General features: G+C 32.3%; 24 protein-coding genes, 1 pseudogene and 1 CRISPR repeat array. Of the genes and pseudogenes, 23 read left to right on the forward strand and 2 right to left on the reverse strand.

Annotated elements, in window-relative coordinates:
* The 3 genes and pseudogenes from OZJ21_RS00960 to OZJ21_RS00970 all read left to right on the forward strand — a co-directional run.
* Entirely contained in the window at nucleotides 1-915 is a 915-nt protein-coding gene (locus OZJ21_RS00960; RefSeq protein ID WP_095842310.1) for a PTS system mannose/fructose/sorbose family transporter subunit IID, read from the forward strand.
* A gap of 20 nt (nucleotides 916-935) precedes the next feature.
* Complete coding sequence (locus tag OZJ21_RS00965; protein ID WP_003701867.1) at nucleotides 936-1,325, forward strand: DUF956 family protein; 390 nt, start codon at nucleotides 936-938, stop codon at nucleotides 1,323-1,325.
* A 33-nt stretch (nucleotides 1,326-1,358) separates the two neighbouring features.
* Nucleotides 1,359-1,472 (forward strand): annotated as a pseudogene (locus OZJ21_RS00970) (family 1 glycosylhydrolase); the annotation flags it as partial.
* A 102-nt stretch (nucleotides 1,473-1,574) separates the two neighbouring features.
* Here the strand turns inward: OZJ21_RS00970 and OZJ21_RS00975 are convergent.
* Nucleotides 1,575-3,131, reverse strand: a complete 1,557-nt coding sequence (locus OZJ21_RS00975) for a C40 family peptidase (RefSeq protein WP_328284329.1) — start codon at nucleotides 3,129-3,131, stop codon at nucleotides 1,575-1,577.
* Nucleotides 3,132-3,551: 420 nt separating this feature from the next.
* On the opposite strand from OZJ21_RS00975, the gene serC reads away from it, so the two are divergent.
* The 4 genes from serC to OZJ21_RS00995 all read left to right on the forward strand — a co-directional run bounded on the left by serC (nucleotide 3,552) and on the right by OZJ21_RS00995 (nucleotide 7,026).
* Nucleotides 3,552-4,643 (forward strand): 3-phosphoserine/phosphohydroxythreonine transaminase, encoded by a 1,092-nt coding sequence (gene serC / locus OZJ21_RS00980; RefSeq protein WP_223687002.1) that lies wholly within the window; start codon nucleotides 3,552-3,554, stop codon nucleotides 4,641-4,643.
* Nucleotides 4,644-4,650: 7 nt separating this feature from the next.
* Nucleotides 4,651-5,835 (forward strand): phosphoglycerate dehydrogenase, encoded by a 1,185-nt coding sequence (locus tag OZJ21_RS00985; protein ID WP_268857293.1) that lies wholly within the window; start codon nucleotides 4,651-4,653, stop codon nucleotides 5,833-5,835.
* Between the two features lies 1 nt (nucleotide 5,836).
* Nucleotides 5,837-6,433: a uracil-DNA glycosylase family protein gene (locus tag OZJ21_RS00990; protein ID WP_268857294.1), complete on the forward strand. Its 597-nt coding sequence runs from the start codon at nucleotides 5,837-5,839 to the stop codon at nucleotides 6,431-6,433.
* A 95-nt stretch (nucleotides 6,434-6,528) separates the two neighbouring features.
* On the forward strand, nucleotides 6,529-7,026 hold the full coding sequence (locus OZJ21_RS00995; RefSeq protein ID WP_034982288.1) for a hypothetical protein: 498 nt from the start codon (nucleotides 6,529-6,531) through the stop codon (nucleotides 7,024-7,026).
* A 1-nt stretch (nucleotide 7,027) separates the two neighbouring features.
* Here OZJ21_RS00995 and OZJ21_RS09820 read toward each other — a convergent pair whose 3' ends face one another.
* Nucleotides 7,028-7,237, reverse strand: coding sequence for a prepilin-type N-terminal cleavage/methylation domain-containing protein (locus OZJ21_RS09820; protein ID WP_407659825.1), 210 nt, complete (start codon nucleotides 7,235-7,237; stop codon nucleotides 7,028-7,030).
* Here OZJ21_RS09820 and cas9 point away from each other — a divergent pair.
* The 16 genes from cas9 to OZJ21_RS01075 all read left to right on the forward strand — a co-directional run bounded on the left by cas9 (nucleotide 7,198) and on the right by OZJ21_RS01075 (nucleotide 26,864).
* Nucleotides 7,198-11,235: a type II CRISPR RNA-guided endonuclease Cas9 gene (gene cas9 / locus OZJ21_RS01000; protein WP_268857295.1), complete on the forward strand. Its 4,038-nt coding sequence runs from the start codon at nucleotides 7,198-7,200 to the stop codon at nucleotides 11,233-11,235. The two genes, OZJ21_RS09820 and cas9, sit on opposite strands and share 40 nt — an antisense overlap.
* Before the next feature lie 194 nt (nucleotides 11,236-11,429).
* A complete protein-coding gene (cas1, locus tag OZJ21_RS01005) occupies nucleotides 11,430-12,335 on the forward strand; it encodes a type II CRISPR-associated endonuclease Cas1 (RefSeq protein WP_098034277.1) in 906 nt (301 codons plus the stop codon).
* Nucleotides 12,313-12,618, forward strand: coding sequence for a CRISPR-associated endonuclease Cas2 (gene cas2 / locus OZJ21_RS01010; protein ID WP_003709117.1), 306 nt, complete (start codon nucleotides 12,313-12,315; stop codon nucleotides 12,616-12,618). Before cas1 ends, cas2 begins: the two co-directional genes overlap by 23 nt.
* Nucleotides 12,615-13,286: a type II-A CRISPR-associated protein Csn2 gene (gene csn2 / locus OZJ21_RS01015; RefSeq protein ID WP_201897102.1), complete on the forward strand. Its 672-nt coding sequence runs from the start codon at nucleotides 12,615-12,617 to the stop codon at nucleotides 13,284-13,286. Before cas2 ends, csn2 begins: the two co-directional genes overlap by 4 nt.
* A 31-nt stretch (nucleotides 13,287-13,317) precedes the next feature.
* Nucleotides 13,318-15,453: direct repeats of the CRISPR family, unit length 36 nt; unit sequence GTTTCAGAAGGATGTTAAATCAATTAGGTTAAGACC.
* Between the two features lie 169 nt (nucleotides 15,454-15,622).
* Complete coding sequence (locus OZJ21_RS01020) at nucleotides 15,623-15,943, forward strand: PadR family transcriptional regulator (protein ID WP_034982287.1); 321 nt, start codon at nucleotides 15,623-15,625, stop codon at nucleotides 15,941-15,943.
* Nucleotides 15,944-15,945: 2 nt separating this feature from the next.
* A complete protein-coding gene (locus OZJ21_RS01025; RefSeq protein ID WP_268857296.1) occupies nucleotides 15,946-16,551 on the forward strand; it encodes a DUF1700 domain-containing protein in 606 nt (201 codons plus the stop codon).
* 2 nt (nucleotides 16,552-16,553) lie between these two features.
* Nucleotides 16,554-17,519, forward strand: coding sequence for a DUF4097 domain-containing protein (locus OZJ21_RS01030; RefSeq protein ID WP_268857297.1), 966 nt, complete (start codon nucleotides 16,554-16,556; stop codon nucleotides 17,517-17,519).
* Between the two features lie 17 nt (nucleotides 17,520-17,536).
* Complete coding sequence (locus OZJ21_RS01035; RefSeq protein WP_003704561.1) at nucleotides 17,537-17,767, forward strand: PspC domain-containing protein; 231 nt, start codon at nucleotides 17,537-17,539, stop codon at nucleotides 17,765-17,767.
* Between the two features lie 339 nt (nucleotides 17,768-18,106).
* Nucleotides 18,107-18,418: a bacteriocin immunity protein gene (locus OZJ21_RS01040; RefSeq protein WP_003700769.1), complete on the forward strand. Its 312-nt coding sequence runs from the start codon at nucleotides 18,107-18,109 to the stop codon at nucleotides 18,416-18,418.
* Between the two features lie 401 nt (nucleotides 18,419-18,819).
* Nucleotides 18,820-20,334, forward strand: coding sequence for a glycerol kinase GlpK (gene glpK, locus OZJ21_RS01045; RefSeq protein ID WP_003700771.1), 1,515 nt, complete (start codon nucleotides 18,820-18,822; stop codon nucleotides 20,332-20,334).
* Nucleotides 20,335-20,346: 12 nt separating this feature from the next.
* Nucleotides 20,347-22,176 (forward strand): type 1 glycerol-3-phosphate oxidase, encoded by a 1,830-nt coding sequence (gene glpO / locus OZJ21_RS01050; protein WP_003700772.1) that lies wholly within the window; start codon nucleotides 20,347-20,349, stop codon nucleotides 22,174-22,176.
* A gap of 35 nt (nucleotides 22,177-22,211) precedes the next feature.
* Nucleotides 22,212-22,919 carry an MIP/aquaporin family protein gene (locus OZJ21_RS01055; protein WP_003700773.1) on the forward strand — a complete coding sequence of 236 codons (708 nt, stop codon included), beginning with the start codon at nucleotides 22,212-22,214 and terminating at the stop codon, nucleotides 22,917-22,919.
* A 118-nt stretch (nucleotides 22,920-23,037) separates the two neighbouring features.
* Nucleotides 23,038-24,126 carry an ABC transporter ATP-binding protein gene (locus OZJ21_RS01060; RefSeq protein ID WP_003709129.1) on the forward strand — a complete coding sequence of 363 codons (1,089 nt, stop codon included), beginning with the start codon at nucleotides 23,038-23,040 and terminating at the stop codon, nucleotides 24,124-24,126.
* 15 nt (nucleotides 24,127-24,141) lie between these two features.
* Nucleotides 24,142-24,942 carry an ABC transporter permease gene (locus tag OZJ21_RS01065; RefSeq protein ID WP_003700777.1) on the forward strand — a complete coding sequence of 267 codons (801 nt, stop codon included), beginning with the start codon at nucleotides 24,142-24,144 and terminating at the stop codon, nucleotides 24,940-24,942.
* On the forward strand, nucleotides 24,943-25,779 hold the full coding sequence (locus OZJ21_RS01070; protein ID WP_003709132.1) for an ABC transporter permease: 837 nt from the start codon (nucleotides 24,943-24,945) through the stop codon (nucleotides 25,777-25,779).
* Nucleotides 25,779-26,864 carry an ABC transporter substrate-binding protein gene (locus OZJ21_RS01075; RefSeq protein ID WP_003707194.1) on the forward strand — a complete coding sequence of 362 codons (1,086 nt, stop codon included), beginning with the start codon at nucleotides 25,779-25,781 and terminating at the stop codon, nucleotides 26,862-26,864. The genes OZJ21_RS01070 and OZJ21_RS01075 overlap by 1 nt, the downstream gene beginning before the upstream one ends.

The raw sequence follows: 26,864 nt of genomic DNA on the forward strand, positions 1-26,864 counted from the left end.
ATGGAAGAAAAGAAAATTAAATTAACAAAAGCTGATCGTTTTAAAATGTTCTTGCGTTCTTACTTTCTATTAAGTTCCTTTAACTATGAACGTATGCAAAATGGTGGGGTTGCTTATACTTTAATCCCTGCAATTAAGAAACTTTATTCAAGCAAAGCTGATCGTGCAGCTGCTTTGAAGCGTCACTTAGAATTCTTTAATACACATCCTTTTATGGCAAATCCTATTTTTGGGGTAACACTTGCCTTAGAAGAAGAACGTGCTAATGGCGCAAATGTTGATGATGCTGCTATCTCTGGTGTTAAAATTGGTATGATGGGACCTTTAGCTGGTGCCGGTGACCCACTATTTTGGTTCACATTACGTCCAATTATGTTATCATTAGGTGCAAGTCTTGCTGTATCTGGTAACGTTGCTGGTCCATTTGTATTCTTCATTCTATGGAATATCATGGCAGCTGCTGTTAAGTGGTATACACAAGAATTCGGTTATCGTGCTGGTACTGCTATCACTGATGACTTATCTGGTGGTTTATTACAAAAGGTAACTCGTGGAGCTTCCATGATGGGTATGTTCGTTATCGGTTCCTTGATTCAACGTTGGGTATCTATCACATTTACTCCAGTTGTTTCCACAGTTAAACAACAAAAAGGTGCTTATATTGACTGGGAAAAACTTCCAGCAGGCGCAAAAGGTTTGAAAGAAGCATTTACACAATATGCTGCTGGTCGTTCACTAAGCGAAACAAAAGTTACAACTTTACAAGATAACTTAGATCAATTAGTTCCAGGTTTGGCTGCTTTAGGTCTAACATTCTTATGTATGTATCTTTTGAAGCGTAAAGTTTCACCAATCATTATTATTCTTGGAATCTTCGTGTTAGCTATTGTATTCCACGTAATTGGTTTACTATAAAAAGAAAGGTTGAGATTTAAATGGTTAAGTCACTAAACACAAAAATGGATATGTCTTGCAAAGGTACGTGGTACCGTAATGGTCCTTTTTACGGAAATATCATGGTTGGTGACAACGCCTTTGAATTCTACAACGAGACAAAGTTACAGGATTATATCCAAATTCCATGGGATGAAATAACTTATGTAGTAGCAGATGTTTATTTCGGTGGGAAATATATTCCACGTTTTGAAATTAGGACAAAAAGCAATGGTACTTTTAGATTCTCTGCTAGAAATAGTCGCCAAACTTTAAGAGCTATTAAAGCTAGAATTCCACGTGAAAGTTTGCGTAAAGCACCAAGTATGGGATTTATTCTCAAACATAGATTTAAGAATTTGGGTAAAATGATCTTGAAGAAGAAAGCTTAATAATAAGACAAAGACTGGTAAAATTATCAGTCTTTTTTTTATGTAGATCGTGATGACGAAGGAAATGGAAGTTTGGAACGTTTAAAGAAAGACTTATTTTATTGGTACAAAAAAGTAATTGAATCAAATGGTACAGATTTAGATTAAAGAATAAAGATGGACTGATATGTATATAGTGCATATCAGCCCATTTTTTTACTATATAAAAAGACTTAGGATCTAGACTCCTAAGTCCTTGTGGTAAGTATTCTATTGAAGCACACGAACTGCGAAAGATGGTTGGAAGTATTGAGTGCTACCAACTTTTACACTTTCACCAGGTTCTGGAGCATGGATAAAGCTACCACCACCAGTTGCGATTGCAACGTGGTAGGAAGAACCTTTAGCACCCCAGAAGTATAGATCTCCTGGTTGAGCAGCAGATACAGGGATAACTGTACCAGCATTTTCTTGAGCTGTTGTTACACGAGGTAAGTTAACACCATAGTGTGCGTATACGTATTGTACTAAGCCAGAGCAGTCAAAACCAGATGGTGTAGATCCACCCCAAACGTAAGGAACACCAATGAATGATTGTGCGTAACTAATGATTGCACTAGCTGAAGCAGAACCAGTATTAGTTGTTGTAGTTACGTTAGAAGTATTAACTGTTGTAGCGTTGTTGTTTGTAGCTGCAGTATTAGTTGTAGTTGCTTGTTGAGTATTGTTTGTTTGAGCAACAGAACTGGAGCTAGCAGCAGAACTACTTGATGCTGCTGGAGTAGTTACAGTTTGTTGTTGACTGCTGCTTGTTTGGGCAACAGAACTAGAACTACTTGCAGCTGATTGTTGTGAGTTACTACTTTGAGTTGTAGTAGCTGCAGTATTGTTTGTAGCAACACTATTAGAAGAAGAACTTTCTTCTTGGCTAGGTGTCTTTGTAGGGTTAACAATTGTTAATGTTTGTCCTGGTAATAATGTGGCACCAAGATTATTATTTGAACGAAGAGAATCAATTGAAACTCCAAAACTTTGAGCAATAGAGTACAATGAGTCACCAGCTTTAGCTGTGTATTGTACTTTTTGTGTATTGTCATCTTTTACTTCAGAACTACTTTGAGTAGTTACCTGTGAAGAACTTTGTTGAACTGCAGAACTAGAGCTAGCAACAGGTTGTTGAGCAACAGAACTGCTTGAACTTGTAGTAGCAGCTTGTGAAGCAGCTGGAGTAGTTACAGAAGAACTAGTAGCGGTTGTTGCAGCAGAGCTACTTTGAGCTGTTGAAACAACTTGTGAACTGCTGGAAGCAGAAGTAGCTTGTGCTTGACTGCTTTGATTATCAGTTGCTGGAGTAGTAACAGCTGCTTTATCTTGTACTTGTTGTTGAGTACTTGATGTGCTTGTAGCAGCAGCTGAAGTTAACTTAATAACTTGTCCAGGATAGATAATGTCACTAGCATTCAAGTTATTCAAAGATAACAACTCATCAAGAGAAATGTGATTATTTTGGGCAATTCTCCATAATGTATCACCACTCTTGATGGTATAAGTAGATTTATTATCATTTTTATTTACAGTTTGAGAGCCATCCTTTGAAGGAATTTGTAAAGTTTGACCTGTAATAATTAAATGATTGCTGTTGATACGGTTTAACTTTTCAATAGATTGAATAGAAACACCATACTTCTTGGATAAGGCCCAAACTGTTTCATTTTGCTTAACTTTATGTGTAGTAGTTGAATCGGCATTAGCGGCAGTACTTGATGCCAGAAGTACTCCTGCAGCACCGACTGTACCTACTAATAACTTCTGTGCTGTTTTTTTCAAGTAAGTCACTCCTTAATATAATCCCTGAAGATTATAGTAAATTATTTTAATATCTACATTGTACCCCTTTTTTATTGCAAGTAACTATATAAATATATTACATTTATGTAAAATCTTGTAATAATTGTGTGCTAAATAAAATAATAAGAATATAGCTAGATAGGACAATGAACCCTAATTCTAAATAACTCATTTGTGAAGTTTTAAATTACATAAATGTTACATAAAAGTTAAATTATGATAGTGAGGAGTTAAGTATTACAGGAAGTAGCAAATATTATTAAGAAAATAATTGACAATTATTTGAAATTACGATAATTTTTAAAGTAGTAATATTAGATTATTATTAGAAATGTTTTTATATTATATAATAATGAATATCATATTGTTACTGAATTTTTATTTTGGAAGGTGAAGGAAATGACGAAAGTATACAACTTTTCAGCTGGTCCAGCTGTGTTACCAAAAGAAGTTATAAAAAAGGCACAAGATGAACTAACTTCTTTTAAAGGTAGTCAAATGAGTGTAATGGAGATAAGTCATCGATCTTCACTTTACACAGAAATGTTTCAAAAAGCAGAAGAAGATTTGAGATATTTAATGGAAATTCCAGATGATTATGATATTTTATTTCAACAAGGTGGGGCAACTTTACAATTTACGGCAGTTCCACTAAATTTAGCTAATAATTATCGAAGAATCGGATATATAGATACAGGACATTGGTCTCAAAGAGCGTATCAAGAAGCAGAATTATTACATAAATTTGATGTAGATGTTGTCGCAAGTTCTAAAGATAGTAACTACACTGAGTTAGTGCATCAAGTTGAATTGAAGAACAAAAATTATGATTATGTTCATTTAACTACTAATAATACAATTGAAGGAACAATGTATCGAGACTTACCTTCTGGACTTGCCGGACAAACTATTGTGGCAGACATGTCGTCTAATATTTTAGGACAAAAATATAATGTAGATGATTTTGGATTAATTTACGCTGGTGCTCAAAAGAATATTGGTATTGCAGGACTAACAGTGGTGATTGTAAAACGTGATTTAATTGGAAAAGTAAGCAATTTACCCTCAATGTTAGATTACAAGAAGCAAGCTGATAAGCAATCAGCTTTGAATACACCACCAGTTTTTGCGATTTATATGGCAGGATTAGTATTTGAATGGTTAAAAGAACAGGGTGGAGTAGCAGCGATGCAAGCTCTAAATGAAGAAAAATCACAATTACTATATGAATATTTAGATAATTCTACGTTATTTAGTTCTCCAGTAAAAAGAGAAGATCGTTCATTAACAAATATTCCTTTTGTGACTGGCAATAAGCAGTTAGATGAAAAATTTATAGCAGAAGCCACATCAGCAGGACTATTGAATTTAAAAGGACACCGTTTAGTAGGTGGAATGAGAGCTAGTTTATACAATGCTTTTGAACTAGAAGGTGTAAAAGTGTTGGTAGATTTTATGAAGGAATTTGAGTTAAAAAATAAAGGGGAATAATATAATTATGAAAGATATAAAAACTTATAACGTAATTGCACAAGAAGGACTAGATGAATTACCAGCAGATATGTACACGGTGAATAAAAGTACTAAACCTGATGCTTTGTTGATTAGAAGCCAAGATATGCATAAAACACCTTTTGGAACTAGTGTTTTAGCGATTGCTCGAGCTGGAGCAGGAGTAAATAATATTCCTTTAGAGAAAGCAACTTCACAAGGAACTGTAGTTTTTAATACTCCAGGTTCAAACGCAAATGCGGTTAAGGAACTTATTATAACAATGCTATTACTATCTGTTAGACCAGTTTTTGCATCTATAAAATGGGCCCAAAAATTAGCTGGGGCAGATGTTTCTTTACAAACAGAAAAAGGTAAAAATCATTTTGCTGGAACTGAGTTATATGGAAAGAAAATAGGGATAATCGGTTTAGGTAATATTGGTTCACGTGTGGCTAAGGCATGTATGGATTTGGGGATGAAAGTAATTGGATATGACCCATATATTTCTGTTGAAAAAGCATGGCAACTTTCCAATGATATTCCTAGAGCTGAAAGTTTGGAAGAATTGCTAGAACAAAGTGATTTTATTACTATTCACATTCCTTACACTGATAAAAATAGAAATATCATTGGTGAAGATGAGATTAATGTGATGAAAGATACGGCAGTATTACTCAATTATTCACGCTGGGGAATTGTGAATGAAGATGCAGTAATCAAGGCACTTAATGCTAAAAAATTACGTTTATTTATCACAGACTTCAGTTCTGAGAAAATTTTAAATAACAAACAAATAATTGTAACTCCTCATTTAGGTGGAACAACAGAAGAAGCAGAAGTTAATGGAGCTAAGATGGCTGCTAATACTTTGAGAAAGTATCTTGAAACTGGAGATATTGTTAATTCCGTTAACTTGCCAAATGTAGAAATGGCATTCGATGCTCCATTGCGTCTAACTCTTATTCACCAAAATGTTCCTAATATGGTGGGTAGAATTACTACTATTTTGGCTAAAGAAGAAATAAATATTGATAACATGATTAACCGTTCACGTGGTAAAATTGCTTATACAATGATTGATGCTGCGGATATTTCAGAAGAAAAGCTTAAAGACCTAAAGAAAGAGTTACTAGAAATTCCTGAAGTTATTCGAGTTCGAGCATTGCATAATCCAAAAATTGTGAAATGAGATGATTAAAACGGCTGATGAATTTCAAAAGGTTTTTGAAGAGATAAAGCTAGATCCTCAAAATCAAGAATACACTGAAAAGGGGATTGAACCTCTATATTATGCTAATCCTAAGGCTAAAATATTAATAGTAGGTCAAGCACCTGGACAAAAAGCTCAAGATACGCATATGGTCTGGAATGATTTGAGTGGAGATAGGTTGAGGACATGGTTAGATGTGTCTCGCGATGAATTTTATAATTCAGATTTATTTGCGATTATGCCAATGGATTTTTATTTTCCAGGCAAAGGTAAGGGTGGAGATCTGCCACCACGAAAGAATTTTGCAGTAAAGTGGCATCCAAAGTTAAGAAAGTTAATGCCAAATATTGAATTAACTATTTTGGTAGGTAGCTACGCTGTTAAGAAATATTTGAATCTAAAAAGTAGTGCTAAATTAACTGATATTGTAAAAGATTATCAAACGTATCTGCCAGAGTACTTTCCTTTGGTACATCCTTCACCTAGGAATTTAATTTGGTTAAAGAAAAATCCATGGTTTGAGGAACAAGTAGTAAAAGACTTACAGAAATTAGTATCTGAGATTAAGAATAAATAATAGTCTGGCAAAAATGTCAGGCTATTTTTTTGATCAAATTTGGTGTTATACTTAGATTGAAAGAGTTTGATAGAAGGTTGGAAGGAAGTAATACTATGCTAAAAAATCTAAATTTAACTTTTGGACCTGAAAAACAACTACAAGAAATTATTGAAAACAATAAAGATCGTCAAATGGTACTATTAGAATCTGTAACTGATTCAGAAAAGTTTGCACTATTAGATGTTTCAAACGAAGAAAGTATTTTTCATAGTCAATTAGATTATCGAATCTATCACACGATAAATCTTAAAGAATGGGATGGATATTTTGAATTTAGATATATAACTTTGGATACAGAGCAACAAAAAATTTTTAATGCTCATTTAGATAAATGGGATGATTCATTCAATCGTCCAGTTGGTTTAAAATCTACACTTGTTGGCCATGATGAGAGAAAAGACTATGAATTCTTGATGATTAATATCTGGGAAGATCAAGAAGATTATGTCGAATGGGAAAATGAAAGTGACAATGAGTTCAGAGAATTCGGCCATGGCGGAAATGCTAAAGCATTAGTTGCACAATATAAATTGGTAAAAAATAAAGAATAGTTTAAAAGGTGTGTGGATCTGATCTGCATGCCTTTTTGTTTTGGATAAACAAAACAATAGCCATTTCAATCAGGGTAAATCCATGTCTAAAATTATTTATTATATATTTGGAAATTTGATAAAAATTATTGTATAATTTAATTGTGTTTAAACAAAGGAGGATTAAATAAAATGGAAAAATATCACATCGGATTAGATATAGGGACTTCATCTATAGGATGGGCAGTAATAGGCGATGATTTCAAAATTAAGAGAAAAAAAGGAAAGAATTTAATAGGAACTCGTTTGTTTAAGGAAGGAAATACCGCCGCAGAACGTCGAGGTTTCAGAACTCAAAGAAGACGACTTAATAGAAGAAAATGGCGATTGAAACTATTAGAAGAAATTTTTGATCCGTATATGGCAGAAGTAGATGAGTATTTTTTTGCTAGATTAAAGTCTTCAAATCTTTCTCCAAAAGACAGTAATAAGAAGTATTTAGGTTCATTATTATTCCCAGATGTATCTGATTCAAATTTCTATGATAAGTATCCAACAATTTATCATTTGCGAAGAGATTTAATGAAAAAAGATGAGAAGTTTGATTTAAGAGAAATCTATTTAGCAATTCACCATATTGTCAAGTATCGTGGCAATTTCTTAGAAAATGTTCCTGCAAAAAACTATAAAAATAGTGGAACATCGATTGGATTCCTTCTAGAAGAGGTTAACAGTTTATATAAGGATATTATTGGTGATGAAAGTGTTGCTATTCTTAACAGCGGAAAGTTTGAAGATGTAGAAAAAATAATCTTAGATGAAGAGACTAAAAATCTTGATAAACAAAAGAGTGTAGGGAAACTATTAGTAGAAGATAAGAAGAAAAAGAATATAGTTACTGCATTTTCTAAAGCTATTTTTGGATATAAATTTAATATTGAAGATTTATTATTGATTAAAGATTCAACATTGATAGAGAGTGATAAAAATAAAAAAATAACGTTTAATGATGAAAATATTGATGACATTTTTAATGAATTATCACATTCCCTAGATGATAACCAAATGGATTTACTAACTAAGACTAGAGAAATCTACTTTAAGTTCAAATTAAATATGATTGTTCCGACTGGATATACATTATCTGAATCCATGATAGAAAAGTATGAGATGCACAAAGTTCATTTAAAAATGTACAAGGAATTTATCAATACTCTAAATACAAAAGATAGAAAGACCTTAAAGAATGCTTACAGTAATTATATTAATAATGAAAAAGCTAAAGCTGCTAACGCACAGGAAAATTTCTATAAAACTGTAAAGAAGACCATTAAAGACAATGATTCAGATACGGCTAAAAAGATTATAGGCTTAATTGATGAAGGTAATTTTATGCCTAAGCAAAGAACTGGTGAAAATGGTGTGATTCCTCATCAGTTACATCAAATAGAGTTAGATAGAATTATTGAAAATCAGGCTAAGTATTATCCATGGTTAGCAGAAGAAAATCCTGTAGAAAAGAATAGAAGGTTTGCTAAATATAAATTAGATGAACTAGTTACTTTTAGGGTGCCATACTATGTTGGACCACTGGTAGATAAGACAGAGTCTAATAAAAACGAAAAAGAAACAAAATTTGCGTGGATGGTTCGAAAATCAAAAGGAACAATAACTCCATGGAATTTTGAAAATTTAGTTGATAGAACAGAATCTGCTAATCGTTTTATTAAACGCATGACTTCCAAAGATACATATATAATTGGTGAAGATGTATTGCCTGCTTCTAGTTTGTTATACGAGAAATTTAAAGTACTTAATGAATTGAACAATATCAAAGTAAATGAAAAAAAATTAGATATTGAACAAAAGCAGAATGTTTATCTTAAACTATTTAAGACTGAAAAAAGTGTGACGAAGAAAAATTTAGCTACTTCTTTAAATTGTGATGCAGAAAGTATTACTGGACTAACCGACAACAAAAAGTTTAATTCTTCACTGTCAAGTTATATTGATTTAAAAGCAATATTAGGAAATGTAGTAGATGATTACAGTAAAAATGAAGATTTAGAAAAAATTATTGAATATTCAACTATTTTTGAAGATGGTAATATCTACAAAGAGAAATTAAGTGAAATATCATGGTTGACTGACGAGCAGATTAAGAAATTATCAAATATTCATTTCAAAGGATGGGGAAGATTATCAAAGAAATTACTAACACAGATTACTAATGAGAATGGTGAAAGGATTATTGATGCATTATGGAATACATCTAATAATTTTATGCAAATTGTAAATGATGAAAGTATTCAAGCAAAGCTGGCTGAAATTAATGGTGAGTATGCTGATAAATATGATTTGGAAGATATATTAGATGAGGCGTACACCTCTCCTCAAAATAAAAAAGCCATTAGACAAGTAATGAAAGTTGTCGAAGATATTGAAAAGGTGATGCAGTGTGAGCCAACATCTATAGCTATTGAATTTACCCGGGAAAAACGAAAGAGTAAATTAACGAATACTCGTTATAAGAAAATATCTGAAATTTATGAGAAAATTGCAGACGAACTAATATCTGAATATGAATTAGAAAAGTTACAATCAGAATTAGATAGTAACGCCAATAATATAAGAGATAGGTACTATCTATACTTTATGCAGTTAGGTAGGGATATGTATACTGGTGAAAAAATAAATATTGATGAATTACATCAAAAGTATGATATTGATCATATTCTTCCACAATCATTTATAAAAGATGATTCTCTTAATAATAGAGTGTTAACTCGTAAAGATGTAAATAATAAAGAAAAGTCAGATAAGACAGCTGCAGATTTGTATGCAGCGAAGATGGGGAACTTTTGGCGTAAACTTTATGAACAAGACTTAATAACTAAGCAAAAATATAACAACTTATTAACTAAGACAGATAGTATAAACAAGTATGTTAAACAAGGTTTTATTAAGCGTCAATTAGTAGAAACAAGCCAAGTAGTAAAATTAGTTGCTAACACATTGAAAAAACAATATAGTGATACAAAAATCATTGAAGTAAGAGCAAGACTGAATAGTGATTTAAGAAAAGAATATGAGTTGATAAAAAATCGAGAAGTTAACGATTACCATCATGCAATAGATGGGTATTTAACAACCTTTATTGGACAATATCTGTATAAAACCTATCCTAAATTACGCAGTTATTTTGTATATGATGATTTTAAAAAACTAGATAGTAATTACTTGAAATATATGAATAAATTTAACTTTTTATGGAAATTGGAAGATGAGGAAGCAGAAGATGTACATGATAAGGTAAATAATGAATTTGTTTTAAATGTGCCAGAGATGAAAGCCTATATACAAAAAATTAATGATTACAAATATATGTTAGTTTCGAAAGAAGTAACTACTAAAAACGGTGCGTTTTACGATCAAACTAAATATAATGCTAAGACGGTTAACTTGATTCCAATAAAGAAAGATAAACCAACAAATATTTATGGAGGTTATAAAGGAAAGATAAGTGGTTATATGATGCTTGTTAAGATTCAAAAGAAGAAGGGAGTAATATATAAATTTGTAGGTGTACCTAGACTTTGGACTGATGAATTAGATAGATTAAATGATACTGATGAAAAGAAAACATTATTGAAAAAAATAGCAAAAGCAAGTTTATCTAAAGCAGAACAAAATTTTGAAGTTATTTTAGACAAAGTTTACTATGGACAACTGATCATAGATGGAGGTCAAAAATATACCTTAGGAAGTTCCGAATATAAGTATAATGCGATGCAACTGCATTTGTCAGAACGTGCGTTAAAGATTTTAGCTAAGGAAAAAGATAAAGAAGCAAAAGTAACAGACAAAGAATTAGTAGATGTATATGAAGAAATATTATCAGTTGTTAACAAGTATTTTGAATTATATGATATTAATAAATTTAGACAAAGGCTAAATGAAGGATTGGAAATGTTTAAGAAATTACCTATCCACAATGTGTATGAAGGCAATAAACTAAAGCAAGTTGGAAAATTTGAAGTGTTGAACAGAATTTTAATTGGATTACACGCTAATGCAATGATAACAGACTTAAAGGTTTTAGGAATAAAAACCAAGCTAGGTCAAATGCAAGTAATAGGTGGTATAAAATTATCGCCAGAAGCTAAATTAATATATCAATCACCAACAGGAATTTTTTCAAGAGTTGTTAGAGTGAAAGATTTAGAGTAATTCTTTTTAGAAATAAAAAATAAAAAGGAGTCAAATGACTCCTTTTTATGTATTGTCCATAATTATATGGATCAAAAAGAAAAACTCAGCTATAAAAGCTTTGTTTGATTTCAACTCAGAATGTTAAATCAATGAGGTTAAAACCTACAAGTATATTATAAAACAATTGATAGTAGAAAGGCAAGTGAAGATTTATGGGATTCAGAAATGTAATTATCACCCAACATTCTAAGTTATCGTATTCTAATAATGCGATGATAGTCCAAAATAAGGATGGGATTAATCAAATACCGTTAGTAGATATGGATATATTACTTATTTCAACTACTCAAGCAGTTATCACTAGTGCGTTAGTAAGTAAGTTAGCAGAATCTGGAATCAAAGTAATTTTTACAGATAATAAAAATGAACCTGTGACTGAAACAGTAAATTATTATTCCAATAATAGGTCATTAGGTACATATTTACAGCAATATGAATGGAATGATCATGTAAAGGAAATTTTATGGACGAAAATTGTTAGAAGTAAAATTATTAATCAAATAAAGGTTCTCAAAAATTATCAAATAGATTGTCAAGATTTGAAAAATGAATTAGATAAGTTAGAAATAAACGATATGACCAATCGTGAAGCCGTAGTGGCAAGAAAGTATTTTGAAAAGCTATTTGGCAAAAAATACAGTAGAAAAGATTTTACACCTATGAATGCAGCACTAAATTATGGATATTCAATTTTATTATCAGCTGTAAATAAAGAAATTGTTTCTGCAGGTTATGTAACATATTTAGGAATTCATCATCAAAGTCAAGAAAATATGTTTAACTTTGGATCAGATTTAATGGAACCGTTTAGACCAGTTGTAGATTATTGGTTGGCAGATAAGAATTTTTTAGAGTTTACACCAGACATTAAATATGGATTAGTTGATTTATTGAACTTAGAAATTAAATACAATAAAAAACAAATGCTGTTAAAGAATGCAATTGCTAAGTATGTAAGAGATGTAATTGAATACTTAAATCAAGAAACTGTTGAATTTGATGTGGAGGTAGAATTTACGAATGAGGTACCGAATAATGCGATTAATGATAATGTTTGATTTGCCAGTAGAAACAAGTGAGGAAAGAAAGGAATATAGGAAGTTTAGAAAGAATTTAATAAATGAAGGATTTATTATGATTCAATACTCTGTTTATGTAAGAGTTTGTGTAAACAAAAAATCAGCGGAATTTACAGAAAAACGCATAGAATCTTTCTTACCTTCTAAAGGGGTAGTGCAATCTTTGATATTAACTGAAAAGCAATACAATGATATGCATTTTTTATTGGGTAAAAAGATAAAAGAAGTTAGAAATAGCGCAGAAAGGACAATTATTCTATGAAATTATATTATACCGGGCATAAGGATATTGAAATAAATGCTGGAAAAATCACTGTATTAGGAACGAATAATGTAAATGTGTATAAAGAATTTATTGATACTTTTTTAAATGGGTACGGAAGTAATATTCAATTAAGTGATGATAAATATAATCGAAAAGATATAAGTACGAGCGTTGATTGGGATGGGGATGTAATGTTAACAGACCAAATTAGCAAAAAATATATGAATGTATTGATCAAGAAGATTATTGAAGACATCACAGATGTTGAAAGACAAGCAATACTAAAATCAGTAAATGGTTTGTATGATCGTATTCGAGAGGTTTTGTATAAAATTGATATACCTTTACAAGTAGATTATGACAATGATTTAACAAGACTATTTAAGTATTGTCAGGTACATACAGAGGCATTGCTATGGAAAAATGCGTATGATAGAATATCTTCAGATGTTAAATTACATGTGGAACTAAACAGAGAAAGAATTATAGGTCTAACCAATGTCGCACATTATCTCACTAAAGAAGAGTTTCAGGAACTTGTAAATCTTGTTAAGGCGACTAACGCATCAATGTTTATAATTGAATTCACAGAAAAGAATGATCAGAGATTCTTTGAAAACTGTGATAATTACTATATTGATGAGGATTATATTGATTGGTACTAACGAATCGTTAAATTTTGATTATAAAATAACGGTTTCAGAAGGATGTTAAATCAATTAGGTTAAGACCAAGGCTTGCCCCGTTTTGCAGCTAACTAACGTTTCAGAAGGATGTTAAATCAATTAGGTTAAGACCTGTGGTTGCTTGTAAGGCTTTTTGTTTTGCGTTTCAGAAGGATGTTAAATCAATTAGGTTAAGACCCTTAATTCATAATAAAGAGACTCTACACCAGTTTCAGAAGGATGTTAAATCAATTAGGTTAAGACCTTCACAACATAGGAGCTAAAGCTTTCGCCGGTTTCAGAAGGATGTTAAATCAATTAGGTTAAGACCAGTTTATGAAATTCTAATTGCTAGGGGCGAGTTTCAGAAGGATGTTAAATCAATTAGGTTAAGACCTTTCTTGTGCGACAAAACTGTCTCCCCAGTGTTTCAGAAGGATGTTAAATCAATTAGGTTAAGACCTGACTTATCGACTAATATATCATGAACCTTGTTTCAGAAGGATGTTAAATCAATTAGGTTAAGACCTTGCACGTTGGAGAGCTGATGAACTCACTGGTTTCAGAAGGATGTTAAATCAATTAGGTTAAGACCTTGTACATATTTTTGGCATTTTCCTTACTTGTTTCAGAAGGATGTTAAATCAATTAGGTTAAGACCCAAAAAAATTAAATACAGAGTAAAAAAGAAGTTTCAGAAGGATGTTAAATCAATTAGGTTAAGACCTTAGTTAATATAGATCAGATCGAGCAAGGCGTTTCAGAAGGATGTTAAATCAATTAGGTTAAGACCGTCTGGTATATGTTTATCAATATCAACTCTGTTTCAGAAGGATGTTAAATCAATTAGGTTAAGACCATTTACTAATTTGTTAATATAATTTACTAAGTTTCAGAAGGATGTTAAATCAATTAGGTTAAGACCCTGATAATCAATTAAAAGAACAATTGAGCAGTTTCAGAAGGATGTTAAATCAATTAGGTTAAGACCTAATCGCATAGTACACCTCCATATTATATAGTTTCAGAAGGATGTTAAATCAATTAGGTTAAGACCGCGGAGATTGGGCTACAGCTTGGTTTTCAAGTTTCAGAAGGATGTTAAATCAATTAGGTTAAGACCTGTTGCGTTTTGGATCGGAACGCATTAAGAGTTTCAGAAGGATGTTAAATCAATTAGGTTAAGACCTCGGAAAAAACAGAAAAACTAGACTGTTATGTTTCAGAAGGATGTTAAATCAATTAGGTTAAGACCAACAAATAACATTTTCTACACCCCTTAATAGTTTCAGAAGGATGTTAAATCAATTAGGTTAAGACCTTAATCGTTTTGCTAAATTACCAAGCCCAGGTTTCAGAAGGATGTTAAATCAATTAGGTTAAGACCTATTTGTAAATAGTTTTACCATACTTTTTTGTTTCAGAAGGATGTTAAATCAATTAGGTTAAGACCTTCAAGTTTGAAATCACTACTTGCTTTCTTGTTTCAGAAGGATGTTAAATCAATTAGGTTAAGACCACGTTATCCACGCTTGTATCGAACCCTGAAGTTTCAGAAGGATGTTAAATCAATTAGGTTAAGACCTTTTACAGATTATTTTTCTGAATAATTTCTGTTTCAGAAGGATGTTAAATCAATTAGGTTAAGACCTTGAATTATGAAAAAACTCGATATGCAGAAGTTTCAGAAGGATGTTAAATCAATTAGGTTAAGACCTTTCTTCGTTATATTTGTGCTTGTAAGCATGTTTCAGAAGGATGTTAAATCAATTAGGTTAAGACCTTTATGAAAATTTTAGACGTATGTTGTGGAGTTTCAGAAGGATGTTAAATCAATTAGGTTAAGACCCTAGCTCCTCAATATCTACTTTTTTAGCATGTTTCAGAAGGATGTTAAATCAATTAGGTTAAGACCTTTCCAAGTCTTTTAAGTGTCGTTTACATGGTTTCAGAAGGATGTTAAATCAATTAGGTTAAGACCTTGTTTCCATGACTCTAGTTTTGTTTTGTTGTTTCAGAAGTATGTTAAATCAATTAGGTTAAGATCTACTTTCTTTTATGATATAATTTAGGCGTAATTTCAGAAGTATATTAAAGATCTTTAGGACTTGGAAAGTCACAGGAGGATTAAGTTTCAGAAGTATGTTAAATCAATTAGGTTAAGACCTAAAGTACCAAAAATATCTTATAGTACTTATAAATCTATCAGAAAATTTTCTGATAGATTTTTTTATGCAAAAATTTTGTATTTTATGCTATATTATGGTTGATAACGTAATATTATATGATATATAATATAGTTGAAGATAAGATATAAAAGAAAGTGAGGGATGATGATGAAAATTCAAGTTAGTTCTGATTTACTAGATGGTTTAGTATTAGCGCTTTTAGATAAGCAAGATTATTATGGATACTCATTGACACAGGATATGCAAAGAGCAATTTCAATTTCAGAATCAACACTCTACCCAGTATTACGCAGGTTAAAGAATAATGGTTTATTAGAAACATATGATCAATCATATCAAGGGAGAAATCGTAGATATTATCGCATAACAAATAGTGGGGAAGAACATTTAGGAAGAGTTAAAAAAATGTGGAGTGACTATAAAGTTAGTTTGGATTCAATTTTCGAAAAAAATAGAGAGGGGGAATAATAATGAACTCAGAAATAACAAAGTATCTACAAGAATTAAAAAAATATTTAAGACGTTTAGATGATAGTGAGATCAAAGATATTGAGGATTTCTACACAGAATATTTAGAAGATGCAGGGGTACAAACACGTGCAGAAATTGAAGAAAAAGTTGGAACACCTAGACAATTAAGTCTACGAATACTAGCAGATTATTCATTGAAGGATGATGGTAAGGAAAGTGGTGGCATTTTACCTAAGACAAATATCAAGACTGCTTGGCTAATCATTTTGGCATTACTTGCGACACCAGCAACTTTAATTATAGGGGTAGCCTTACTAGGAGTTTTAGTAGCAGCAATTGGTGTAGCTTTTGCAGTAGCAGTAACAATTATTGCCTTAGCTGGAGCAGCTATCTTTATAACCCTAACTAGTTTATATGTAGGAATATTCCTATTGTTTACAAAATTAGGAGTGGGACTATTTTATCTTGGAATAGGAATTATTGGTATCGGAGCATTAATGGTTATTCTACCAATAATTTACTTGATAATAGTAACAGTTGTAAAAATGGTAGCGAACTTCATTCGATATATTTACAAACGTTTCAACAAAAAGGGGGTTAGATAGCTATGAAAAAGACAATAATAAGTGGTTTTATAATTTCCATTATTGGCGCTATTTTATTAGCAATTGGCTTTGGACTTAAAGGAAATAAAAGTATTGTTTTTGAAGATTTAAAACCTGTTATTGCAGATAGTACTAAAGTTACTCAAGCTCATACCTATAAAGACATTAACAAACTTGATATAGATGTTAAAGATGTTAATGTGGAATTTAGAGAAGGAAAGAACTATTCTGTAAGATACGAAGGTGCAAAATCTAGCTCCCCAACGGTAAAGAAGTCTGGTAATCAACTAGAAATTAAAGGACGCTTAAGTAGTCATAGCATAAGATTTAATGGAATGAGCATGTATGATGATTATTATCGAAATTCTGATCGAAATAAGATGATAATTACTTTACCAAAGGATAGTAAATTAGATGAACTAAATCTTAAATTATCTGATTCTTTATTATCACAGGTTAATATGACAGGAATTGAAGCAGATCAAGTTAAGGCATCTATTCATGATACTAAACTAGATTTAAGAGATGCTAATTTTGGAAATGTAGAATTATCTGCAGGTGATTCAGATATTAGTATGACCAATACGGTGTTAAGTAATGGTAAGTTAGACTTAAATGACACAGATGTACGCTTAAATGGTGGATCATTGATGCAAGTTGCAATGAATATTACTGACGGAGATGTGGATTACAATAATTTGTCTATTCAAGGTGGTAACTTACGTAATAATGATGGTGACATTAAGATGAGTAATACACAAATTCAAGGTGGATACAAGATAGATGATACTGACGGAGACGTACTAGTTTCTCGTGTAACAGTTGATGGCTATCGAGTTCAAAGTAATGATGGCGACGTAAGATTATTTGAACAAACAACAAGTAATGGTAATGTTTTAGAGAAGAATTCTAACTCAGATAATGTATTAGATATTATAAGTAATGATGGCGATATTACTGTAAATTAATTAAGGAGGAGATAAATATGAAAAAATTGACTAAATCAAATGATAAAGTTTTGACTGGTGTATTAGGTGGTTTTGCAGAATATTTTGGAGCAGATAAGGCTCTAGTTAGAATTATTGGTGCTGCATTGATGATGGTAACTGGATTCTTCCCAGGAGTATTCCTTTATATTATTGCAGCAGTAATAATGCCAGAAAAAACAGACAAAGATAATGACGACGTAATTGAAGGCGAATTTCACGAGAAATAATGAGTATTAAAAAGTATGTTTAGGAAACTGAGCATACTTTTTTATTAGCAGGTATTTCGGATTTTAAATAAAGTAATTACTGAGTGATAGCAAAAGAGCAACACCTTAGTCAGTATTATAATCATGATATACTTTCAAATGCTGATATGTTTAGAAAGCATGAGGCTAAAAGGGTTAAATATTACTTTGACGTATGATACAGTAGACTTGTAGGAAGAAAGATAATGATTTCTCGAGAAAAAAAGATAGGAAAGTGCACAAAACTATCAATAATTATCATTGGCCTACTTGAAAATAGTAGTGAAGTTAGAGCTAGATTTAAGTATGGAGTGATAAAATATGGAAAAAGTACAAGAATTACAAAGATTAGTTGTAGAGTTATATGACAGTTTTGAAAATGATAATCGTAAAGGTGTAGAAGAAATTCGTCAAGTTCTAGCAAATGTAAATGAAAAGTATAAAACAAGTAGTCATCCATTGGCTTGGACAGGAAGATTGGTACTTTATCTACAAGTGAATGCTGTGAAAAAAGACTTATATTTGACACCAGAACAAAAGGATATTATCAAGGAATTGGCTAGAATTGGTAAAAGAACAAATTTGAATTATGTTTATCTTAGTCCAGTGGATGATGCTAAACAATTTGTTTAGTTAAATAATTAATAATAGTTTGAAGTCAGCGAATCAAATTTTTGATTAAATTTGGTTCGCTGATTTTTTTATGGATTAAATATACGAAATTATATTTTGTAACACAAATGTAACATTCTTAACATAATTTTCTCAACGTGTGCAAATTATGTTTTAAACACTTACAGCATCAGCGTTTTCTCGATGTGCACAACAAGAGCAAAAATGATTAGATTATGAGAAAATATCTCATTCACAAATCTATACCCTTTATTAATAAGCGTTTTCAAAACTAAAAACACTAATTTGTGAATAATAAGATAATTATTTTATATGTTGAAAAACTATATTTTACATGATATGCTTAGTTCATAAATTAAAGAAAACGTTTTCTTAAAAGAGGTACATAAGGAGGTCTAATGATGTCAGATAAATATATTATGGCTATCGACGAAGGTACTACAAGTACACGTGCGATTATCTTCGACAAAAAAGGAAATAAAGTTGCTGAAGGACAAAAAGAATTTCGTCAATATTTCCCTCAACCAGGTTGGGTAGAACATGACGCTAATGAAATTTGGAACGCAGTATTATCAACAATAGCTAATTCTTTTATTAGCTCAGGGATACAACCAAAACAAATTGCAGGTATTGGTATTACTAACCAACGTGAAACAACTATTATTTGGGACAAAGAAACAGGATTACCAATTTATAACGCTATTGTTTGGCAATCAAGACAAACAAGTGACATTGCACAAAAATTAATTGATGAAGGTTATTCTGATACTATTCATGAAAAGACAGGTTTAATCATTGATGCCTACTTCTCAGCAACAAAGATTCGTTGGATCTTAGATCATGTAGAAGGCGCTCAAGAACGTGCTGAAAAAGGTGAATTATTATTCGGTACGATTGATACATGGCTTACATGGAAATTAACAGGTGGTAAAGTTCACGTAACAGATTATTCTAATGCTAGTCGTACAATGTTGTTCAACATTCATGATTTGAAATGGGATAAAGAAATTTTAGAATTATTGAATATTCCTGAAGCTCTATTACCAGAAGTTAAAGGAAATTCTGAAATCTATGGTCAAACTGCAGCATACCACTTCTTTGGTAGTCAAGTTCCTATTTCCGGTATGGCTGGTGACCAACAATCTGCTTTATTCGGTCAATTAGCTTTAGAAGATGGAACAGTTAAGAATACTTATGGTACAGGTTCATTTATTGTAATGAATACAGGTAATAAACCAGTTCTTTCCAAGAATAACTTGTTAACAACTATTGGATATTCTATTGATGGCAAGATTAATTTTGCTTTAGAAGGTTCAGTATTTGTATCTGGTTCAGCACTTCAATGGTTAAGAGATAGTATGGAAATTATTGAATCAGCTCCTGAATCAGAAAGAGCAGCTAATGAATCAACTAACCATAATGAAGTTTACGTTGTTCCAGCCTTTACAGGTTTAGGTGCTCCTTACTGGGATAGTGATGCTCGTGGGGCAGTGTTCGGATTAACACGTGGTACAACTAAGAATGACTTTATTAAAGCTACTTTACAATCACTTGCTTACCAAACAAGAGATGTATTAGATACGATGGAAAAAGATACAGGTATTAAGATTCCAGTCCTTCGTGTTGACGGTGGAGCTGCTATGAATAACTACTTGTTACAATTCCAATCTGATTTGCTTAATAAGTCAGTTGAAAGAGCTGGAAACTTAGAAACAACAGCTCTAGGTGTAGCTTTCTTAGCTGGATTAGCAGTTGGTTTCTGGAAAGACACAGATGAATTGAAAGAATTATTTACAGTTGGTCGTAGATTTGAACCAGAAATGTCCGATGATGCTAGAGAATATCTATATGCTGGATGGAAGAACGCAGTAGAAGCAACACGTATATTCAAACATAAAATAAACGAAAATCTTTAGGAGGAAGATACAATGACATTTTCAATTAAAACACGTAAAAACACAGTTGATAAATTAAAGAATGAAGAATTAGATTTGTTAGTAATTGGTGGGGGAATTACAGGTGCAGGTGTTGCCCTCCAAGCTACAGCTTCCGGTTTGAAGACTGGTTTAGTTGAAATGCAAGACTTTGCTGAAGGAACAAGTTCTCGTTCTACAAAATTAGTTCATGGTGGTATCAGATACCTAAAGACATTTGATGTAGGTGTTGTTGCAGATACTGTACAAGAACGTGCAGTTGTTCAAGGAATTGCTCCACATATTCCAAGACCTTTCCCAATGTTATTACCTATTTATGACGATCCAAGTTCAACATTCGACATGTTCAGTGTTAAGATTGCGATGGACTTATATGACCGTTTAGCTGGAGTAACAGGCACACAATATGCTAACTACACAATTTCTCGTGAAGAAGTATTACAACGCGAACCAAACTTGAAGAGCGATAAGTTATTAGGTGCAGGTGTTTACCTTGATTATGTAAATAATGATGCTCGTCTAGTTATTGAAAACATTAAAGAAGCTGATGAATTAGGTGGCTTAATGGCTAGTCACGTTAAGGTTGTAGGTGTTCTTCATGATGATAATGGGCGTATTAATGGTGTAAAAGCTAAAGACTTATTAACAGATGAAGAATTTGAAATCAAAGCTAAGATGGTAATTAATACTACAGGTCCATGGGTAACTAAGACATTAGGCTTAGATGACAAGAATGGTGAAGGCGAAGTAATTCGTCCAACTAAGGGTGTGCATTTAGTTGTAGATAGCTCACGTCTAAGAGTTCCTCAACCAACATATTTTGATTCTGGAATTGGTGACGGTCGTATGATTTTCGTTGTTCCACGTGAAAACAAAACATACTTTGGTACAACAGACACAGACTACACTGGTGATTACAAGCATCCAAGAGTTGAACAAGCTGATGTAGATTACTTATTAAAAGCTATCAACAACAGATACCCAGAAGCTGAAATTACAATTAATGATATCGAAGCAAGCTGGGCAGGTTTAAGACCACTTCTATCTGGTAATGGAAGTTCTGACTATAACGGTGGTGGATCTAACACTGGTAAAGTATCAGATGAAAGTTTCGAAAACTTAATTAAGATAGCTGTAGCATACAGTAAAGATGAAGCAAGTCGTGGCGAAGTTGAAAAATCAATCAGTAGCTTGAAGACAGCTTCAGCAGAAAAGACTCTAAGCCCATCACAAGTATCTCGTGGTTCTTCACTTAAAGTAGGTGATGATGGTTTAATCACACTTTCTGGTGGTAAGATTACTGACTACCGTAAGATGGCAGCTGGGGCAATGGAATTAATCCGTAAGTTATTCAAAGAATTATTTAATAAAGATGTACGCGAAGTTGATTCCAAGAAATTACAAGTTTCAGGTGGACACTTCGATCCTACAAACGTTGATGAAACAATGAAATTCTACCAAAAGATTGCGATGGACAAAGGTATGCCAGCTGCAGATGCTGCTGACTTAGCAAATCGCTTTGGTTCAAACACAAGTCGTGTAATTTCTTACGCAGACGATGTAGAAGCAGCTCCAGGTTTAACTTTAGCTGATACATTGAGCTTACATTACTCTGTAAACGAAGAAATGACCTTGAATTTAGTAGACTTCTTATTACGTCGTACAAACTATGTTCTCTTCCATAAAGATGAATTAATGATGAAGAAAGATGCCTTTGTTGATGAAATGGCACGCATTATGGAATGGAATGAAGAAGAAAAAGCAGCTGCAGCTAAGCAATTAGATGAAACTATTGCAGAATCAAGCTTAGCATATTTAAAGTAAACTGCTGATAAAACTAGATAATAGAGGTGATTTGTGTGAACGGGTTTTTAGGAGAATTTTTAGGGACAATGGTCCTAATCGTACTAGGTGTGGGCACGGGTGCTGGTGTTAACCTTAAAACATCATATGCACGTAATTCAGGTTGGCTATTCATCACAATTGCTTGGGGTATGGCTGTAACATTTGGTGTTTATGTAGCTGGTAGCTTTGGTTCTCAAGGACATTTAAATCCTGCAGTTACAATCCCATTCGCAATCTTTGGATTCTTCCCATGGGATCAAGTATTGCCATACTTATTAGGTCAGTTCTTAGGAGCCTTTGTTGGTGCAGTTTTAGTCATCATCCAATATGGAGCACAATTTAAGAATGCCAAAGACGCTAATGACGGTAATGTAGTAGGAATTTTTGCAACAGGTCCTGCTATTAACAATGGCTTATACAATTTCTTAAGTGAAACAATCGCAACTTTTGTATTCATCCTAACATTATTAAACTTAGGAGACTTTACAAAAGGATTGAAGCCATTGATTGTTGGTTTACTAATCATGGTAGTTGGTCAAGCTTTAGGTGGAACAACAGGATTTGCCTTGAATCCAGCTCGTGACTGGGCTCCAAGATTTGCTTACTCAGTATTACCAGTACCTAATAAAGGTGATTCAAACTGGGGTTATGCTTGGGTTCCAATGTTTGGCCCATTAGCAGGTGGTTTAATTGCAGCTTGTGTTCAATATTTCTTAATGTAATAGGTAAATATATATTTCAGAGGAGAAGTGTAAAGGGTTTGCACTTCTCTTTTTTTATATATAAAAGTGTGCTACAATTTATCTTTTGAAGACAATAAAAGATAACGAGGTGAAAAAGTTGAAGCAGCCATTAATTTCATTTAAACATGTTGTTAAAAGCTATGATGACGATGTTCAGGTACTGAAAGATGTAAGTTTTGATATAGAAGAGGGTAAATTCTATACGCTGCTGGGTCCTTCAGGTTGTGGGAAAACTACAATTTTGAATATTATTGCAGGTTTGTCTGATGCTACATCGGGGGACGTTTATTTTGATGGTAAACGAATAAATGATGTACCAGCTAACAAGCGACAAGTTAATACAGTATTTCAAGACTATGCATTATTCCAACATTTGAACGTGTACGATAACATCGCATTTGGATTGAAAATAAAGAAAGTTCCAGCTGATAAAATTAAGGAAAAGGTTACTGAGGCCTTGCGCATGGTACGTTTAGATGGTTATGAAGATCGAGCTATATCTGAAATGTCAGGTGGTCAAAGACAACGTGTTGCAATTGCAAGAGCGATCGTATTGGATCCCAAGGTTCTCTTGTTAGATGAGCCGCTTTCAGCTTTGGATCAAAAGTTAAGAGCAGAAATGCAATATGAATTACGTTCATTACAAAAAAAACTAGGAATAACATTTATTTTTATTACTCATGATCAAGAAGAAGCTTTGGCGATGAGTGATGAAATCTTTGTTTTAAATAATGGTAATATTGTTCAAAGTGGAACGCCAGTAGATATTTATGATGAACCAATTAATCATTATGTGGCAGATTTTATTGGAGAATCTAACATTGTAAATGGAATAATGATTAAAGATGAGTTGGTAGAGTTTGCTGATCAACAATTTCCTTGTGTTGACGGGGGAATGAAGCCTAACGAACCAGTTGAAGTTGTGATCAGACCTGAAGATTTAGTTTTGACAAGCCCAGAAAAGGGACAATTGAAGGTTAAAGTAGATACACAATTATTCAGAGGGGTTCATTATGAAATTCGTTGTACAGATGCCTTAGGTAATAAATGGTTAGTACATTCTACCAAGCGAGCTGTACCAGGTGAAAATATTGGACTTTCATTTGGACCTGAAGATATCCATGTTATGAGATTCAATGAATCAGAAGAAGATTTTGATGCTCGTTTGGATAGCTATAATGATTAATAGGGGGAATAGTAAATGAAAAAGATAAATCCTTTATTAACAATCCCTTATTATCTATGGATAGGTTTATTTGTAATTGCTCCAGTGTTGTTAATTGTCTATTATTCTTTCATAGACATCCATGGGAACTTCACTTTAAGTAACTATGGAAATTATTTCGGTTCAGGCAAGTATTTAATGATGACTTTTAACTCATTCCTATATGCTTTTATTATTACCTTTTTTACGGTTTTAGTAAGTTATCCCATGGCATATTTTTTGACGAAGTTAAAGCATAAAGAACTTTGGCTATTGTTAGTCATCTTACCAACCTGGGTTAATTTGTTGTTAAAAGCTTATGCCTTTATTGGTATTTTTGGAATTGACGGAAGTGTAAATCATTTTCTTAGTTTTTTTGGAATAGGACCTAAACAGATATTATTTACTGATTTTAGTTTTATTGTTGTTGCGACCTATATTCAAATACCTTTCATGATAATGCCAATATTTAATGCCCTTGAAGAAATTAATCCGTCAGTTTTACGTGCTAGTCGAGATTTAGGTGCTAATGAATGGCAAACCTTCTTTAAAGTTGTAATGCCATTATCTATGAATGGGGTAAAAAGTGGAATTCAAGCAGTATTTATTCCATCGCTCTCACTATTTATGTTGACACGTTTGATAGGAGGAAATAGGGTAATCACTCTAGGTACTGCTATCGAAGAACATTTCTTGGTAACACAAAATTGGGGAATGGGTTCAACAATTGGTGTTGTTTTGATTGTTATAATGTTCATTGTTATGGTAATTACCGGCGAGAAAAGGGGGCATAAATAGATGAAGAAAATTAATTGGAAAAATGTGTATCTATGGGTAATGTTTATCTTCTTATATGCACCAATCTTTTACTTAATATTTTATGCCTTTAATAGCGGTGAAACGATGAATAGATTTGAAGGTTTTAGTTGGGTTCATTTTCAAGAATTATTTGCTGATACGCGATTATTGATAATCTTGTTAGAAACTTTTATTTTAGCTTTCTTATCTGCATTGATTGCGACTATGATAGGAACTTTTGGTGCAATTTCAATTTATCGTTACCAAAAACGCAGAACAAGACTGGCTTTATTATCATTAAATAATATTTTGATTGTATCGCCAGATGTTATTATAGGTGCTAGTTTCTTAATTCTATTTACATTATTAGGTTCCTGGATACATAGTTTATCATTAGGATTTGCTAGCGTACTATTATCCCACATAGCTTTCAGTATTCCAATTGTAGTTTTGATGGTATTGCCCAAATTACAAGAAATGCAAGATTCTTTGACGATGGCAGCTTATGATCTAGGTGCAAACCACTGGCAAGTTTTAACAAATGTTGTACTTCCTTACCTAACACCAGGAATAATTGCAGGATACTTTATGGCATTCACATATTCATTGGATGATTTTGCAGTTACATTCTTTGTTACAGGAAATGGCTTTACAACTCTGTCAGTTGAAATTTACTCACGTGCTAGACGAGGAGTCAGTTTAGAGATTAATGCTTTGAGTGCGTTAGTATTTTTATTCTCTTTAGTTTTAGTGATAGGTTATTATTTTATCAGTCGTGATAATAGCGCCAACCATCGCCGCCAAGGTAAGCAAGTTAGAAAAGAGGTGCTACACTAATGAAAAAATTACTAGCACTAATATCAGGAATTATTGTAATTATTGTATGCTTGTCCTTAGGTGTTATGAGACTTAATCGTACAGAAAATACACAAACGAATAGCAGTAGTAAGAAAGTGTTAAATATCTACAATTGGGGAGATTACATTGATCCACAATTGGTAAAGAAGTTTGAAAAACAAACAGGATATAAAGTTAATTACGAAACTTTCGATTCTAATGAAGCAATGTTTACTAAGATTAAGCAAGGTGGAACACCATATGATATTGCTGTTCCAAGTGATTATATGATTCAAAAAATGGCAAAGGAAAAATTGCTATTGCCATTAGATAAACACAAGATAAAAGGAATGGATAACAATGATCCACAATTCTTGGATTTAAGTTTTGATAAGCATAATAAATATTCTGTACCTTATTTCTGGGGAACACTGGGAATTGTATATAACGATAAGTATATAAAACCAGGTGAAATAACTAATTGGAATGACTTGTGGAATTCTAAGTACCGTAAGCAAATTTTGTTTATTGATGGTGCTAGAGAGTTCATAGGAATTGGGCTAAATAGTTTAGGATATTCTTTAAACTCTAAGAATGATTCTCAGATTAATCAGGCATATGATAAGTTAAAGAATCTAACACCTAATGCTAAAGCTTTTGTAGCAGATGAAATTAAAACGTATATGCAAAACGATGAAGCGCCTTTGGCAGTAACATATTCGGGGGAAGCATCAGAAATGTTAGATAATAATTCTCATCTTCACTATGTAATCCCAGATGATGGAACTAACTTGTGGTTTGATAATATTGTTATTCCTAAGACAGCTAAGAATGTTAAAGGTGCGTATGAATTCATTAACTTCATGTTAGAACCAAAGAATGCTGCACAAAATGCAGAATATATTGGTTATGCTACGCCAAATGATAAAGCAGCTAAATTACTTCCTAAGTCTATAACTTCTGATAAGCAATTCTATCCTACTAAGAAGCAGATGAGTAAAATGGAAGTATATGCTGACCTAGGTCAAACATATCTAGAAAAATATAACGATGACTTTTTAGAATTAAAAATGTATCGACAATAA

The organism is Ligilactobacillus sp. UO.C109, assembly GCF_026847815.1.
GTDB lineage: Bacteria > Bacillota > Bacilli > Lactobacillales > Lactobacillaceae > Ligilactobacillus > Ligilactobacillus salivarius.

Excerpts from the sequence above, each read along its gene's own strand:
- cas9 (WP_268857295.1), top strand. The coding sequence starts at position 7,198 with ATGGAAAAATATCACATCGGATTAGATATAGGGACTTCATCTATAGGA.
- serC (WP_223687002.1), top strand. The coding sequence starts at position 3,552 with ATGACGAAAGTATACAACTTTTCAGCTGGTCCAGCTGTGTTACCAAAA.
- cas1 (WP_098034277.1), top strand. The coding sequence starts at position 11,430 with ATGGGATTCAGAAATGTAATTATCACCCAACATTCTAAGTTATCGTAT.
- OZJ21_RS01020 (WP_034982287.1), top strand. The coding sequence starts at position 15,623 with ATGAAAATTCAAGTTAGTTCTGATTTACTAGATGGTTTAGTATTAGCG.
- glpK (WP_003700771.1), top strand. The coding sequence starts at position 18,820 with ATGTCAGATAAATATATTATGGCTATCGACGAAGGTACTACAAGTACA.
- OZJ21_RS01065 (WP_003700777.1), top strand. The coding sequence starts at position 24,142 with ATGAAAAAGATAAATCCTTTATTAACAATCCCTTATTATCTATGGATA.
- csn2 (WP_201897102.1), top strand. The coding sequence starts at position 12,615 with ATGAAATTATATTATACCGGGCATAAGGATATTGAAATAAATGCTGGA.
- glpO (WP_003700772.1), top strand. The coding sequence starts at position 20,347 with ATGACATTTTCAATTAAAACACGTAAAAACACAGTTGATAAATTAAAG.
- OZJ21_RS09820 (WP_407659825.1), bottom strand. The coding sequence starts at position 7,237 with ATGAAGTCCCTATATCTAATCCGATGTGATATTTTTCCATTTTATTTA.
- OZJ21_RS00985 (WP_268857293.1), top strand. The coding sequence starts at position 4,651 with ATGAAAGATATAAAAACTTATAACGTAATTGCACAAGAAGGACTAGAT.
- OZJ21_RS00965 (WP_003701867.1), top strand. The coding sequence starts at position 936 with ATGGTTAAGTCACTAAACACAAAAATGGATATGTCTTGCAAAGGTACG.
- OZJ21_RS01040 (WP_003700769.1), top strand. The coding sequence starts at position 18,107 with ATGGAAAAAGTACAAGAATTACAAAGATTAGTTGTAGAGTTATATGAC.
- OZJ21_RS01070 (WP_003709132.1), top strand. The coding sequence starts at position 24,943 with ATGAAGAAAATTAATTGGAAAAATGTGTATCTATGGGTAATGTTTATC.
- OZJ21_RS00990 (WP_268857294.1), top strand. The coding sequence starts at position 5,837 with ATGATTAAAACGGCTGATGAATTTCAAAAGGTTTTTGAAGAGATAAAG.
- OZJ21_RS00995 (WP_034982288.1), top strand. The coding sequence starts at position 6,529 with ATGCTAAAAAATCTAAATTTAACTTTTGGACCTGAAAAACAACTACAA.
- OZJ21_RS01035 (WP_003704561.1), top strand. The coding sequence starts at position 17,537 with ATGAAAAAATTGACTAAATCAAATGATAAAGTTTTGACTGGTGTATTA.
- OZJ21_RS01030 (WP_268857297.1), top strand. The coding sequence starts at position 16,554 with ATGAAAAAGACAATAATAAGTGGTTTTATAATTTCCATTATTGGCGCT.
- OZJ21_RS01075 (WP_003707194.1), top strand. The coding sequence starts at position 25,779 with ATGAAAAAATTACTAGCACTAATATCAGGAATTATTGTAATTATTGTA.
- cas2 (WP_003709117.1), top strand. The coding sequence starts at position 12,313 with ATGCGATTAATGATAATGTTTGATTTGCCAGTAGAAACAAGTGAGGAA.
- OZJ21_RS01025 (WP_268857296.1), top strand. The coding sequence starts at position 15,946 with ATGAACTCAGAAATAACAAAGTATCTACAAGAATTAAAAAAATATTTA.
- OZJ21_RS00960 (WP_095842310.1), top strand. The coding sequence starts at position 1 with ATGGAAGAAAAGAAAATTAAATTAACAAAAGCTGATCGTTTTAAAATG.